This is a genomic window from Nonomuraea soli (assembly GCF_013761175.1).
In the GTDB taxonomy this organism is placed as follows: domain Bacteria; phylum Actinomycetota; class Actinomycetes; order Streptosporangiales; family Streptosporangiaceae; genus Nonomuraea; species Nonomuraea soli.
Map to the genome: position 1 here is coordinate 335,366 of NZ_JACDUR010000005.1, position 13,970 is coordinate 349,335.

The window sequence follows — 13,970 nt, forward strand, 5'->3', positions numbered from 1 at the left end:
CCTGGCGCCAGGTTCAGCCGCGAGGCAACCGGCCCAGAAGCTCCGTCGACGCCGCCGCGCCGCTGCGGTCCCCCAGCTCCTTGAAGATCGCCCGAGCCCGCTCCAGCCGCGCCGACGCCACCGCCCACTCCCCGCGCGCGGCATGCAGCCCGGCCAGTCCCTGCAGCGCGTAGGCGCCGCAGTGCCGGTCACCCAGCCCGTCGAACAGGTCCAAAGCCCGCGACTGCAACGTCATCGCCTGATCCGGCTCGGCACGCAACTCGTGCAGGCGGCCCGCCTGGATCGAGACGCAGCCCTCCCGATGCGGGTCCCCCAGCTCCCGCGCCAGGCGCATGGCCTGCCCCAGCCAGGCCGACGCCTGATCGAGGTCACCTGAGCCGAGCCAGACCCGCCCGATCGCCTGCCGCGCGTAAGCCTCCGCGCCCAGATCGCCGAGCGACAGGAACATCCCCAGAGCGCTGCCGAAATGCCCCAGCGCGAGCGCCGGGCGCCCCCGGAACTGGCTGACCGCGCCCAGGCCGCAGATGGAGATGGCCTCGGCCCGCCGGTCCCCCACCTCCTGGAAGATCCGTCGCGCCTCGGCGAACCGGCCCTCCGCCTCGTCGTACCTGTCCTGGTAGAGGCTCACCTGGCCGAGCCCGCGCAACATCGCCGCCTCGCCGTACAGATCTCCGGCCGCCCGCGCCGCATCCAGCGCCACCGCGTGACTGTCGTGCCAGCAGCGCAGATGGCAGCGCAGGTCGTAGTACGGCACCAGCGCGGCGGCCAGCGCCCACGCCGAGCCCGGCGGCCCCGCCGCGGCCGCCAGCCGCACCGTCTCGGCCAGCGTCTCGCGCTCCGCCTCGAACCAGGCCACCGGATCGGCGGTCAGCCTGCCCAGCATCGCGCCGGGCAGCCTCCAGGCGGGGGTGGCGGCGGGGGTGAGGGTGAAGACCGTCGTGGGGAGGCGGGCGGTGGCGCTCTGGGTGGCGGCGGTCCAGCCGGAGATCACGCGGGCGATGGTGAGGCGGTCGGGCGGGAGCGTGGCGGCGTGTCGGCGCACCAGGTCGGGGAGGCGGTAGCGGGGGTGCCCGAGGGGGTCGGCACCGGCGGGGTCGAGGAGACCGGCGTCGACGAGCAGGTCGGCCAGGTGATCGGCACGGTGGTCTTCGCGGTGGACTTCGCGGTGGACTTCCCGGTGGACTTCCCGGTGATCGACGCGCTGGTCGGACCGCTGGTCGGACCGGTGATCGGGCGCGAGCAGGGTGGCGAGCAGCCAGCCGGGCAGCGGGCGGTCGCCGAGCAGGCTCAGGGTGGCGAAGGGCCGCGCGATCTCCTCGGGGAGGCGGCGGTAGGTCTGGCCGAGGACCGCGCGGACCTGCCTCAGCTCGGTCAGCGGGTGATCGTCGAGGCGCTGGGCGAGCATCTCCAGCGTCCACCCGGGGCGGGCCAGCAGGCGCGCACCGGCGTCACGGATCGCCAGCGGTAATCGCCCGCACGCCGCAACCACCGCCCGCGCCGCCGTCTCGGCCCGCGCTGCCTCCGCGTGCGGCGGGGTGTCGCTGGGGTGCAGGTACTCGTCGCCGACGATGCGGCCAAGCAGTTCCACCGCGTCCGGCTCCGGCAGCGGTCCCAGGTGCAGGAGGCGCGCGCCGGGGAGGGTGGTGATCCGCTGACGGCTGGTGACGATCACGACGGTGCCGTTGCCGGGCAGCAGCGGCTCGACCTGAGCGGCGTCCCGGGCGTCGTCGAGGAGCAGGAGCACGGGCCGCTCGGCGAGCTGCGACCGTAGCAGGGCGGCGCGCTCGTGCAGGTCTCCCGCCGGGATGAGGCCCAGCGCCCTGAGCGCCTGGGCGAGCAGGTCCTCCGGCTCCTTCTCGCCCAGCGTGAGGTGCACCTGGCCGCCGGGGAAGGCGTGCTTGAGGCGGTGCGCCAGCCGTACGGCCAGGGCCGACTTGCCGACGCCTGGTGGGCCGGAGACGACGGTCAGGGGGTGGGGCGGCGCGAGCGCTTCGAGCTCGGCCGCGCGCCCGACGAAGTCGGCGATGTCGGGCGGAAGCTGGCGAGGCGCGGGCCAGGCGGGGGCGGGGAGGGAGAGGGGGGCTCGCTCGGGGAAGGCCGGGGCGAGGCCGGCCCGCTCGCGGGAGACGAGGGGGACGGGAAGCGGCCCAGGCCTGTTGGAGCCGGTGGTGGGACGCGGTCCGCCTATGCCGGAGTCGGTGGCGCCGGTGATGGGAAGCGGGCGTGCCGCGCGCTCCGCGTCACCCGCGTCACCCGAACGCGACTCCTCCCCCACGATCGCCTGGTAGCACCGCCGCAGCTCCGCCCCCGGCTCCACCCCCAGCTCCCCCACCAACTGCTCGCGCACCTCGTGGAACGCCCGCAGGGCCTCCGCCTTCCTCCCCGCCGCGTGGAGGGCGACCATGAGCCGCCGCCACAGATCCTCCCGATACGGGTGCTCCCCGATCAGGACCCGTACCTCCGCCGCCGCCTCCCCATGACGCCCCGCCCCCATGAGACGCGTGATCACCTCGTCCGCCACGCGGAGCCGTACGGCCTGGAGGTGGTCCAGGCGGCGCGACCAGACGGCGCATTCGGGCAGGTCGGCGAGGGGGGTGCCGCGCCAGAGAGCCAGGGCCGCCTCGGGCTCGCCGAGGGCGGCGAGGTCCTCGAAGACCTGGAGGTCGAGGGCGCCGTCGGGGACGTCGATGGCGTAGCCGCTGCCCTCGGCGCGGATGGCGCCGATGACGGGGCGCAGGGAGCTGACGTAGGTGCGGATGTTGGCGTGGGCGGAGCGGGGCGGGCAGTCGGGCCAGAGCGCCTCGACGAGGCGGTCGGCGGGGACGACGTGGCCGGCGTCGAGGAGCAGGGAGGCCAGCAGCATGCGTGGCTTGCGGCCCGAGACGCGGACCGGCCGGCCGCCGGATCGTACTTCCAGCGGGCCGAGCACGTGGAAGGTGAGCATCTGTGCCCCCTTGGAGGACCTGACAGCCCTTTGTATCGGTTCTGGACGATCCTTGTGCGCCTTCTGGTGATCCTGATTTCCAGAAAGGAGCACCCATGAAACTCAGAGTCGTCGCTCTCGCCGTCTTCCTTGCTCTGGGTACGGCCACGTCCGCGGCCGCCGACCCGGAACCCGCGGCGCCGGAGGAGGAGGTCTCCGTCCTGGCCACCAACTTCCAGCTCCCCTTCCCCTGCGGCCAGAGCTGGACGGGCAACTCCAGCGGCAGCTCCGCCCACCAGTCCTGGGAGATCGACTTCAACCGGGGCGGCAGCCCCGACGCCGATCTCGGTGACCCGGTGGTGGCCGCGGCCTCCGGCACGGTGGTGATCTCGGCTCACCAGGGTTCCACGAACGGCTTCGGCAACCTGGTCAAGATCGACCACGGCAGCGGCTGGGCGACCTACTACGCCCACCTCAACACCCGCTCGGTCACCGCGGGCCAGTCCGTGTCGCAGGGCCAGCAGATCGGCACGGTCGGCAAGACCAGCAGGCCGGGCAACAACATCAGCGCGCATCTGCACTACGAGGTACGGCAGGGCGACGGCTACCCGGGCAACATCCGCAAGGCCGTCTTCAACGGCGCCACCTTCGGCTACCCCATCCAGACGGTCACCTCGAACAACTGCGGCGGCAGCACCAACCCCTACACCCCGACCGAGGTGTGCGGCAGCGGCTACAGCGTGGTCGACTCGGCGGGCCTGGGCACGGCGGGCACGGTCTACCTGCTGTACAACAACTCCAACGGCTACAACTGCGTGGTCACGCTGAAGCGCACCTCGCTGGGCACCCCGACGGCCGTCACGGCCTATCTGGAGGTGCAGGGCAGTACGCGGATCACCGACAGCGGCAGTTTCGGCTACTACGCGGGACCGGTGCGCGCGGCGGCTCCCGGCAAGTGCGTGAAGTGGGGCGGCAAGGCGGGCTCCTCCGTCTACGACAGCCCGTTCGAGCACTGCGGTAGCTAACGTGGTGGTTTGTGAAGATCGGTGAAGCACGGGCGGTGGCCGCGGACTGGGTCCTTGGCCACCGCCACACCCTTGCGGACTACGGCGGCGCCTACCTCAGCGGCTCGGCCGTCTGGGCGGGCGACGACGAGGAGTTGCCCGCGTCGTCCGATGTCGATGTCATGGTGCTGACGCCCGACAAGCTGGGCAAGTTCCGCCACCGTGGCGTGCTGATCGAGGTCAGCGCGATGGACTGGGGGCGGCTGGGCTCGGCCGAGCAGGTGCTGGGGTCGTATCACGTGGCCGGGGCGTTCCGCCCCGCCGCAGGGCCGGGCACCGTCATCGACGATCCGACCGGGCGGTTGACGGCGTTGCGGCTGGCCGTCGCTCCGCTGTACGGCCAGGCGCACTGGATACGGCGGCGCTGCTCGAACGCGGAGGAGGGGGTGGTGGCCTTCGCCTCACGGGCCGCCGAGGGCGCCGGGCCGTGGCCGCAGCTGGTCACCTCGTGGTTGTTCGGCTGCGGGGTGACGACGCACGTGCTGCTGACGGCGGGTCTGCGTAATCCCACGGTGCGCAAGCGCTACAGCGCGGTTCTCGACCTGCTGCGCGCGCACGGCATGGAAGGCTTCCACACCGACCTGCTGGACCTGCTGGGCTGCGCGGACTGGACCCCGGCGCGGGCACGCCACCACCTGGACGCGCTCACGGAGGTCTTCGACCGGACGGCGCTGCTGCGCGAGCGGGACTTCCCCTTCGCCGCCGACCTGACCGCCGAGGCCAGGCCCGTCGCCATCGACGGCAGCCGCGAGCTCATCGAGCGGGGCGAGCACCGGGAGTCCGTCTTCTGGATCGTGGCCACCTACTCCCGATGCCTTCAGGCGCTGGGGCTCGACTCCGACCCCGGGTTCGAGGCGCTGCTGGCCGATCTGGGGGTGGATCGGGAGCGGCTGCCGGGCCGGGCGCGTGCCGTACTGGACTTCCTTCCCCGGCTCAGGGAACGGGCCGAGGCGATCATCCGGGAAAGCGCAGATACTCCGCCGGAACCAGGTCGGTCAGCCACACGCCGTTCGCACTGAGGTAGAAGGGGTGGCCGGCGGCGTGCATGGCGCCGGCGTCGACGACCAGGACGACCGCGACTCCGCGCCGGGAGCCGACACGGACCGCGGTCTCGCGGTCGGGCGACAGGTGCACGTGGTGGCGCGACATGGCTCGCAGGCCCTCGTCGCGGATGGCGGGCAGGCTGCGGCCCACCGTGCCGTGGTAGAGGATCGCGGGCGGCCGTACCGCCTCCAGGCCGAGCTCGACCTCGACGCTGTGGCCCTGGCTGGCTCTGATGCGCTCGCCGGTGATGATGTAGCGGCGTTTGTCGTTGGTGTTCACGACGTGGTCGAGCTCGTCGCGGGTGATCGGGAAGCCGTGTGCCCCGGCGGCTTCGAGGAGGGTGTCGACCGTGACCCAGCCGCCTTCGTCGAGGGTGAGGCCGATGCGTTCGGGCTCGTGGCGTAGGTGTTTGGCGAGATATTTCGATATCCGCACCATGCGCTGCTCTTCCATCGCGCCAGCCTAGAGCGGGCGCCTGACGATGATCCAGGTGACGCGGGAGGCCGGCGGGGTGGGAAACTCGTGGGGTGAGGGGTGGTGGGCCGTGACGGTGCCCATCACCCCTCCGCGCGCGGACGCTCTCCCAAGGGTTGGGTTTTCAAACTCGCCCTACCATGGAACACATGACCGTTCCCCGCCCCTGCTCGATCGCCGACACCCTCGCCGTCGTGGGCGAGAAGTACTCCCTTCTGGTCCTTCGTGAGGTCTTCCTCGGGGTCCGGCGCTTCGACGCGATGGTGCGCGGCATCGGCGCCCCGCGCGACGTGCTCGCCGCCCGGCTGAAGCACCTGGTCGAGGCGGGGGTGCTGGAGAAGGTCGCCTACAGCGAGCGGCCGCCGCGCCACGAGTACGTACCGACGGCGGCGGGGCTGGAGCTGCAGGGGGTGTTGCACCTCCTGCGGCAGTGGGGCGACCGGCACCTGGCCGAGCGGCCACCGCTGGTACTCGGCCACGACTGCGGTGCGGCGCTCGACCCGCTGGTGGTGTGCGCGCACTGCCGGCAGCCGGTCACGCCGCAGTCGGTGAGCCTGCCGCCGTCATAGCCGCCCTGCGAAGTCGAGCGCCTCCGAGACAGTCCCCGGTGGAGTTTCCATCTATCTGAATTGGCAGCATTCGTCGTAGTTTGATCCGGTGACGCATCCCCTTGATCGGCTGACCGCCGACGAGTTCACGGCCGCGCTGGAGTTACTCACACGCGAAGGGCTCGTCGGGGAAACCACCCGCCTGCCGTACCTGGGCCTGGAGGAACCGGCCAAGGAGCAGGTGCTCGGCCACAAGGACGGCGACCCGGTGGACCGGCGGGTGCGCGCGGTGCTGCTCGACCTGGACACCGGCCGGGCGCGGACCGTACTGGCCTCGCTGACCCGCTCGGCGGTCGACCACGTGGCCGACATCGCCGCCGGGCAGCCGCCGGTGCTGCTGGAGGAGTACCCGCTGGTCGAGGAGATCGTCAAGGCCGACCCCCGGTTCGAGCAGGCCATGGCCGCCCGCGGCATCACGGACCTCGACCTCGTGCGGGTGGCGCCCCTGTCCGCGGGCGACTACGGCATCGAGGGCGAGCGCGGGCGCCGCATGCTGCGCTCACTCATGTTCCTGCAGCACCGGCCCGACGACCACGCCTGGGCGCACCCCATCGACGGGATCGTCGCCTACGTGGACCTCATCGGCCGGCGGGTCGCCGAGTTCCACGACCACCAGGTCTTCCCCGTGCCGGTCGAGGAAGGCAACTACGACCGGCCCACGCACACGCGCGACACCCTGAAGCCGATCGAGATCACCCAGCCGGACGGCCCCTCCTTCGCCGTCGAAGGCGACGTGGTGAGCTGGGAGAACTGGCGCCTCCGCATCGGATTCGACGCCCGCGAAGGGCTCATCCTGCACCAGCTCTCCTTCCACGAGCGGCCCATCGTCTACCGCGCCTCGATCGCCGAGATGGTCGTGCCGTACGGCGACCCCAGCCCGACGCGCTTCTGGCAGAACTACTTCGACGCCGGCGAATACCTGCTCGGCGCCGCGGTCAACTCGCTCAGGCTCGGCTGCGACTGCCTCGGCGAGATCCGCTACTTCGACGCCGTACTCCCCGAGGGCGACGGCACGCCCCGCGTCGTGGAGAACGCCATCTGCCTGCACGAGGAGGACCACGGCATCCTCTGGAAGCACACCGACCTCTACACCGAGGCCGCCGAGACCCGGCGCCAGCGCCGCCTGGTCATCTCCTTCTTCGTCACCGTCGGCAACTACGACTACGGCTTCTACTGGTACCTCTACCTCGACGGCACCATCCAGCTGGAGGTCAAGGCCACCGGGGTGCTCTTCACCGCCGCCCACGTCGAGGACAGCCCGTACGCCACGCCGATCGCCCCCGGCCTGGCCGCGCCGTACCACCAGCACCTGTACTGCGCCCGCCTCGACATGATGCTCGACGGCACCGCCAACACCGTCGTCGAGCAGGAGGTCGAGCGCCTGCCGATCGGGCCCGCCAACCCGTACGGCAACGCCTTCACGCGCAGGCTCACCCCGCTCCGCACCGAATCGCAGGCACAACGGGACGCCGACCCCCTGCGCGACCGCGTCTGGCGCATCACCAACCCCGGCTCGCTCAACCGGCTCGGCCAGCCCGTCTCCTACGTGCTGCACCCGCAGGGACGGCCGGTCCTGCTGGCCTCCGACGAGTCGTCCATCAGCGGCCGGGCCGCCTTCGCCACCCACCACCTGTGGGTCACCCGCTACCACCCCGACGAGCGGTATCCGGCCGGCGAGTTCGTCAACCAGAGCTCACCCGGCGAGGGCCTGCCGTCGTACGCCGCCGCCGACCGGCCGCTGGAAGGGGAGGACCTGGTGGTGTGGCACACGTTCGGCAGCACCCACCTGCCCCGGCCGGAGGACTGGCCGATCATGCCGGTCGACACCTGCGGCTTCACGCTCAAGCCGTCGGGCTTCTTCGACCGCAACCCGACGCTCGACGTGCCTGCCTCGGCCGCGCGCCACTGCCACTGAGGCGGGGCCTACGCGTCATCGATCACGCACTTGCCGCCGCTCCAACCCGTGAACCACTCGAGATTGGCGGCCGACATCCAGCCCTTGTAGTAGTTGTCGCCGTACCTCGCCCAGCCGTAGTACCACTTGTTGCCGTAGTCGTTGTACATGTAGCAGTTCAGCTCCAGCTTGTCCCCGCCCCACATGAGCACCGAGTTCCCGCAGTGGGAGTAGGGCGCCTTCTTGAGGTTGAACTTGGACGACCACTGGTCGCCCTTGATGAAGGCGTAGCCGTCGGTGGTGTCCGGGGGCCATTCGGGCGCGGTGCACGCGGGGGCGGCGTCGGCGGGGGCGGCGGTCACGCAGAGCCCGGCGAGCACCATCGCCGCGGCGGTGGAGAGATGGGAGATCGTTCGCTTCATGGGCCTCAATGGTTCGGCATCGAACGTGAGCGCGCATACCGCGAAAGGTTGATTCTTCCTACCGCATCGCGGTGAAGTTCACCGCGCGGGGCGCTCCTCACCCCCGGGCGGCCGACCGCAGGGCCCGATACATCAGCTGCGGGTCGCCCAGGTAGTGGCGCAGCAGCTTCTCCAGCCCGCCGATCGGCACCAGGTTCTGGGGTGCACGAGGATCCTTGTACGGCACGCCCGCCAGCGGCAGCAGCGCCAGCGTGATCGCGTCGGCGAGCCGTACGACCTGCTCCGAGCTCAGATCGGCCCCCGCCTCGCACCGCGCGATGCCCGCCCACGGCGCCGTCGAGGTGACGGGCAGGCGCAGATACCACGCGTGGCGCCGCCAGCTGGTGCCCATGAGGAAGACCGGGGTGCGCTGGCCCGAGGCGAGCGCGCCCACCACGGCCGACTGGGGCGCGGGCAGGTAGGAGATGTGGTGCGTCTTGATGTAGCCCACCGTGTCGGCCAGCTGAGTGCGGCCGCGCAGGGGGCCGTCGACCAGCAGCAGGTCGCTGCCATCGCGGCGGTGGCGCACGGACAGTTCGAGCTCCAGCTGCGTCACCTGGCGTTGCAGGGCCAGCGAGAGCGACTCCATGCTGGAATCGGTCGCCTGGGCGGGCTGGAAGGTGGCGTGCCGGGTCTTGACCTCGGGAGTGTCGGGCGCGGCGCTGATCAGCGAGCGGCGCACCTCGATCTCGGCCAGATCGGCGCCGTCGGGGCCGCAGCGCACGATCCCCGCCGCGTAGGAGGCGGCGATGCCCGGCAGCGGCATCGGCTCGCCGTGCACCCAGACGCGCGCGTCGATGCGGCGCACACCGTCGGCGACCAGGAGCGTCTCGGGGGCGCCGCCGCGCGGGGTGACCGGGGACCAGTCGCCGGGCGCCGCCTCGACGCCCAGCTCCAGCTCCGCGCTGGTGGAACCGCGCTCGGTCAACGCCTCCACCGACATGGCGGCGGCGTAGCCGGGATCCCAGGGGTCGATGCTGAACTCGCTCACGCTCACGTGTCAATTCTCCGCAGATGGGAGCCGGTGGTGTCGCGATGGACGGCGAAGCGCACCGGCACCCGGTCGGCCAGCGCCTGCACGTGGGTCACCACGCCGACCATACGCTCCTGACCGGCGGCCAGGCGTTCGAGCGTGGCCGCCACCGTGTCGAGGGTGGCCGGGTCGAGGGTGCCGAAGCCCTCGTCGAGGAAGATCGAGTCGAGGCCCCTGGCGACCGTGCCCGACAGGGCCAGCGCCAGGGCGAGGGCCGCCTGGAAGGTCTCGCCGCCGCTCAGGGTGCGGGCGCTGCGGCGCATGCCGGCCTCGGCGTGGTCGATGACCTCGATCTCGCTCTTGTCGCCCAGCTCCAGTTCGTACTGGCCGTCGGAGAGCTCGCGCAGCGTCTCGGAGGCGGTGGCGACCAGGACCGCGAGAGCCTCGGCGCAGAGCCAGCGTTCGAAGGCGTTGGCGCGCAGGCGCAGGGCCAGCTCGTGCGCCACGCCGGCTTCGCGCTCCTTGTCGGCGATCATGCGGTCCAGCTCGGCGATCTTGGCCAGGTCTTCGCGCAGCCGCTCCAGCAGCCCCTCGGCCCGCGCCAACGCGGTCGCGACGGCAGCGGCCAGCTGATCGGGGTGACCACCGGCGAGGACGAAGGAGCCGGGCTGCCCCCCGGCACGCCCGTCGGCGCCGGGATGGCCGTCTGCGGGGACGGCGGCGGGGTGGTCGCCCGCTGGGACGGCGTGGTCGTCGAGGCGGGCGCGGAGGTGTTTGACCTGCTGCTCGCGCAGCTCCGCCAGGGCCGACAGCGACTGCTCCGTCTCGTCGGCCTTGGCGCGCGCGGCGGTGCCGACCCGGTTGCGCCAGGTGATCAGGTCCTGCCACGCGGCGTGCAGGTCGGCCCGGTCGACCGGCGGCGCCGCCTCGTCGCCCAGGCCGAGGACCATCAGCTTGTCGCGTGCCGTACCGAGCGCCGCCCACGCCTCCTCCGCGCGCCGCGACACCAGGGCGGCCGCCTTGCGCAGCTCTTCGAGCTCGGCGCGGCACGCGCGCGCGGCCTTCCTGGCCTCGGCGGCCCGCCTGTCGGCCTCGACCACGGCGGCCAGGCGCGAGGTCAGGTCGGCGCGGTCGGCGCCGTCAGGCAGGGCGGAACGGTGCTGGGCCAGCTCGGCCTCCAGCCTGGCGACCTGGGCTGCCAGCTCGGAGGCGAGGCGCGCCGCCTGGTCGGTCAGGTCCTGCTCGCGGCGGGCGAGCTGGGAGGTCAGCTCCTGCTCGCGGCGCGTCAGCTGCTCGGCCACCTCGCGCTCGCGCCGGGCGAGGCGTTCCGCGGTCTCGGTTTCGAGCTTGGCGTGCTGCCGGCCGGTCTCGGTCGTCAGCCTGGCGAGCCGGTCGGCCTGCTCGCGCTCCTGCCTTGCGAGGTGTTCGGCCAGGTCGCGGGCGGAGCGGCCGGCCTGCTCGGCCAGCTCGCCCTCCAGCCGGGCGGCGCGGTCGGCGAGCATGGCGGCGGCGGTCTGGGCCTGGCTGAGCGCGCTCCTGGCCCGGTCGTCGTCGGTGCGCGCCTTCTTCAGCGCCCGCTCGGCGGCGGCCAGCGCCGTCCGCCCGCCGTCCCCGGCCGGCGCCGAGGAGCCGTCGTCGCCCCCCTCCCGCCCACCCCTGGCGCCGGGGGCTCGTGCCACGCCCGGGGCCGCCTGGGCGGCGACTCCGGCGGCCCCGGGCATCCGGCCTCGCGCGACGCCGGGGGCCGAGGCGGCGGAAGCCGAGGTGGCAGGGGCCGGGGCGGCGGAAGCCGAGGCGGCGGAAGAGGAGGTGGCGGGAGCCGAGACGGCGGGAGCCGAGGTGGCGGGGGCCGAGGTGGCGGGGGCCGGGGTGGCGGGGGCCGGGGTGGCCTTGCCCGTGTCGGTGGCTGCGGGCAGGTCCTTTACCGGCTGGCGGCAGACCGGGCACGGTTCGCCCACCACCAGCCGGCCGGTGAGGTCGGCCGCGGCGTGGGCGTGGCGCAGCTCGTCGTAGGCGGCCTGCGCCCGCTCCAGCGCCTCCGCCGCCCCCCGCGCCGCCGCCGTCAGCCGTTCCAGCGACGCGTCCGCGGCCGCCGCCTGGGTGCGGGCCTCGGCGAGTGACCGCTCCCCCTGGCGGCGGGCCTGCGAGGCGGCGCGTTCCCCGTGGGTGCGGGCCTCGGCCAGCGCCCGCTCCGCGGCCGTGCGCGCGTCGGCCAGCGACCGCTGCCCGTCGGCGCGTGACGACGCCAGCGAGCCTTCGGCCTGCGACTTCTCCTGGGTGAGGGTCTGGGCCGCCCGCGCGCGGGTTTCCTCCAGCGCGGAGGCGGTGTCGCGGCGAGCCTGCTCCAGTGTGGCCCGCGCCGACTCGCGTGCCTGCGCCAGCGACCGCTCGGACGTCGCCCGCGCCTCGGCCGCGGCGACGGCGAGCCGTTCGACGGTGTCGAGCGCCGCCAGCGCGGCGGTGAGCTCGGCCCGGTCGCCCAGTCCCGCCAGGGCGGCCTCGGCGTCGTGCTCGGCCCGGGTCACCTCGGCCAGCCGTGTTTCGGTCGTGGCCACGTCGGCCGCGTGTTGCTTGGCGGAGGCGGCCAGGGTGGGCACCTCGGGGGGCATGGTCAGCGCCCGGAGTTCGGCCAGCCGCCCGGTGAGCTCGGTCAGCTCGCGCTTGGTGCGTTCGAGTTCGGCGTCGCGGGCGCGCAGCAGCTCCAGCTCGGTGGCGATGTCGCGTTGCAGGTCGCGCAGCGCGGTGACCTTGGCCGCCGCCTCCTCCTCGGCCTGCGGGGTGGCGGTGAACTCGGCGCGCTGCTCGCGCGCGTGGTGGGCGGCCTGGCGTGAGGAGTCTTCCTCGCGGGTGGCCTTCATGCGGATCTCGTTGTAGACCTCGGCGTCGAGCAGCTGCACCAGCAGGTCCTGGCGCTCGTTGGGCTTGGCGTGCAGGAACTCGGCGAAGCGTCCCTGCGGCAGCACGACGCACTGGGTGAAGAACTTGTATTCGAGCCCGGTCAGCCGCTGCACCTCGGCGGTGACGTTCTCGCCCTCGGCCAGGGAGCGCACGACGTCGTCCCAGTCGTCGCGCAGCTCTTCGAGGCGGGCCTCCCTGGTGCGCACGACTCCCTTGGCGTCGCGGGCCATCGCCCTGACCACGCCGTAGCGTTTGCCGGCGCTCTCGAAGATCAGCCCCACCTTGCCGCCGGTGGCCGAGGGGGCGAGCGCGTGGGCGATGGCGTTCTCGCGCCCCCAGCGCGGCACGGTGCCGTACAGGGCGAAGCAGATCGCGTCGATGACCGTGCTCTTGCCCGCGCCGGTGGGCCCGACGAGGGCGAAGTATTCGACGTCGGAGAAGTCGACGGTCAGCGGCTCGCGGAAGCTGCCGAAGTTGTCGAGGGTGAGCAGGAGTGGCCTCATGCGCCTGTCACCTCGTCGTGCAGCAGGTCGAACAGGGTGGCGACCTGCTCGTCGTAGCGTTTGGTCGCGGTCAGGTAGTCGCGGAACAGCTCGCCGGGCGGCTTGGCGGTGGCCCCGGCCTGCCGTACGGCACGCACGGGGCGGAAACGTTCGTCGAGCACCACGTCGATGGCGTTGGGCAGCAGCTCGCGCACCTGGTCGGCCAGTCCGACGCGGGGCTGCTCGGCCACGACCACGCGCAGCCAGTCGTCGCCCGTCTCGAGTGCCTCGAGCTCGGCCAGGCTGCCCTTGACGGTGCGTAGGCGGCGGGCCTGCTCGAAGAGCAGCTCGCTGACCACGGCGGGACGCCCGGGTTGCACGTCGACCAGCAGCGCGCCGGGCAGGTTGCCCTCTTCGCCGAAGTCGACGGCGATGGGCGAGCCGGAGTACCAGATCGGGCAGGGTCCGGGGATCTGCTGGCGGCGGTGCAGGTGGCCGAGCGCGGCGTACTGGGTGGTGGAGGGGAAGACGGTGGGTTCGAAGTAGTAGGAGAAGACGGACTGCGCCTCGCGCTCGCCGCCGCCGAACCGGCCGCCGGGCAGGGTGCCGTGGGTGGTGACCAGGTTGACGGTGTCGCCGCCGAATCCTGCGGTGAGCGCGCCGATCAGCTCGCCGATGCGCGCGGCGTAGTCGCGGTTGTGCTCGATGGCGGTGCCGCTCAGCACCTCGGCGGCCCGCACCACGTAGCGGTGGGAGAGGAAGGGCAGGACGGCCAGGCGCACGGGTTCGCCGGTGCGGGCGGTGAACTCGACGGGGGTGCGGCGGAAGGAGCCGACGACGTGCACGCCGAGCGCGCCGAGCAGCGGCCGGTAGACCTCGAACAGCTGCGGGTTGTCGTGGTTGCCCGCCAGGACGACCACGTCGCGGCCGTCTTCGTGGAGCGCCATGAGCGCGGGCAGCACCAGCGACTGGGCTTCGGGGGTGGGCGCGGAGGTGTCGAACAGGTCGCCGGCCACGATGACGGCGTCGACGTCGTGCTCGCGGGCGGCGCCCACCAGCTCGCGCAGCACCGCCCGGTGCTCGTCGGCCCGGGAGCGGCCCTTGAGCACCTTGCCCACGTGCCAGTCGGCGGTGTGCAGGATCTTCACG

At 73.0% G+C, this 13,970-nt stretch carries 10 protein-coding genes; 4 read left to right on the forward strand and 6 right to left on the reverse strand.

The features are described from left to right. Nucleotides 1-13: 13 nt before the first annotated feature. Nucleotides 14-2,944 (reverse strand): AfsR/SARP family transcriptional regulator, encoded by a 2,931-nt coding sequence (locus HNR30_RS25180; RefSeq protein ID WP_181612494.1) that lies wholly within the window; start codon nucleotides 2,942-2,944, stop codon nucleotides 14-16. 95 nt (nucleotides 2,945-3,039) lie between these two features. Here HNR30_RS25180 and HNR30_RS25185 point away from each other — a divergent pair, with 95 nt between their 5' ends. Next, nucleotides 3,040-3,948, forward strand: coding sequence for a M23 family metallopeptidase (locus tag HNR30_RS25185; protein WP_181612495.1), 909 nt, complete (start codon nucleotides 3,040-3,042; stop codon nucleotides 3,946-3,948). 11 nt (nucleotides 3,949-3,959) lie between these two features. After that, nucleotides 3,960-5,006 (forward strand): hypothetical protein, encoded by a 1,047-nt coding sequence (locus HNR30_RS25190; RefSeq protein ID WP_181612496.1) that lies wholly within the window; start codon nucleotides 3,960-3,962, stop codon nucleotides 5,004-5,006. Here HNR30_RS25190 and HNR30_RS25195 read toward each other — a convergent pair. Continuing rightward, nucleotides 4,942-5,484: an RNA 2'-phosphotransferase gene (locus tag HNR30_RS25195; RefSeq protein ID WP_181612497.1), complete on the reverse strand. Its 543-nt coding sequence runs from the start codon at nucleotides 5,482-5,484 to the stop codon at nucleotides 4,942-4,944. The two genes, HNR30_RS25190 and HNR30_RS25195, sit on opposite strands and share 65 nt — an antisense overlap. A gap of 170 nt (nucleotides 5,485-5,654) precedes the next feature. Between HNR30_RS25195 and HNR30_RS25200 the strand changes: the two genes are divergently transcribed. Then, nucleotides 5,655-6,074, forward strand: coding sequence for a winged helix-turn-helix transcriptional regulator (locus HNR30_RS25200; RefSeq protein ID WP_181612498.1), 420 nt, complete (start codon nucleotides 5,655-5,657; stop codon nucleotides 6,072-6,074). 88 nt (nucleotides 6,075-6,162) lie between these two features. After that, nucleotides 6,163-8,028 carry a primary-amine oxidase gene (locus HNR30_RS25205; RefSeq protein ID WP_181612499.1) on the forward strand — a complete coding sequence of 622 codons (1,866 nt, stop codon included), beginning with the start codon at nucleotides 6,163-6,165 and terminating at the stop codon, nucleotides 8,026-8,028. A gap of 8 nt (nucleotides 8,029-8,036) precedes the next feature. On the opposite strand, the gene HNR30_RS25210 is transcribed toward HNR30_RS25205, so the two are convergent. From HNR30_RS25210 to HNR30_RS25225, 4 genes are all read right to left on the reverse strand, one after another. Beyond that, the gene (locus tag HNR30_RS25210; RefSeq protein ID WP_181612500.1) at nucleotides 8,037-8,429 is read right to left on the reverse strand and encodes a hypothetical protein; all 393 of its coding nucleotides are present in this window, start codon (nucleotides 8,427-8,429) and stop codon (nucleotides 8,037-8,039) included. A 97-nt stretch (nucleotides 8,430-8,526) separates the two neighbouring features. Next, a complete protein-coding gene (locus HNR30_RS25215) occupies nucleotides 8,527-9,465 on the reverse strand; it encodes a hypothetical protein (RefSeq protein WP_312894627.1) in 939 nt (312 codons plus the stop codon). Further along, the gene (locus tag HNR30_RS49440) at nucleotides 9,462-12,842 is read right to left on the reverse strand and encodes an AAA family ATPase (RefSeq protein WP_181612501.1); all 3,381 of its coding nucleotides are present in this window, start codon (nucleotides 12,840-12,842) and stop codon (nucleotides 9,462-9,464) included. Before HNR30_RS49440 ends, HNR30_RS25215 begins: the two co-directional genes overlap by 4 nt. Beyond that, nucleotides 12,839-13,969, reverse strand: a complete 1,131-nt coding sequence (locus tag HNR30_RS25225; protein WP_181612502.1) for an exonuclease SbcCD subunit D — start codon at nucleotides 13,967-13,969, stop codon at nucleotides 12,839-12,841. The genes HNR30_RS49440 and HNR30_RS25225 overlap by 4 nt, the downstream gene beginning before the upstream one ends. Nucleotide 13,970 lies beyond the last annotated feature (1 nt).

Excerpts from the sequence above, each read along its gene's own strand:
- HNR30_RS25200 (WP_181612498.1), top strand. The coding sequence starts at position 5,655 with ATGACCGTTCCCCGCCCCTGCTCGATCGCCGACACCCTCGCCGTCGTG.
- HNR30_RS25210 (WP_181612500.1), bottom strand. The coding sequence starts at position 8,429 with ATGAAGCGAACGATCTCCCATCTCTCCACCGCCGCGGCGATGGTGCTC.
- HNR30_RS25185 (WP_181612495.1), top strand. The coding sequence starts at position 3,040 with ATGAAACTCAGAGTCGTCGCTCTCGCCGTCTTCCTTGCTCTGGGTACG.
- HNR30_RS25195 (WP_181612497.1), bottom strand. The coding sequence starts at position 5,484 with ATGGAAGAGCAGCGCATGGTGCGGATATCGAAATATCTCGCCAAACAC.
- HNR30_RS25180 (WP_181612494.1), bottom strand. The coding sequence starts at position 2,944 with ATGCTCACCTTCCACGTGCTCGGCCCGCTGGAAGTACGATCCGGCGGC.
- HNR30_RS49440 (WP_181612501.1), bottom strand. The coding sequence starts at position 12,842 with ATGAGGCCACTCCTGCTCACCCTCGACAACTTCGGCAGCTTCCGCGAG.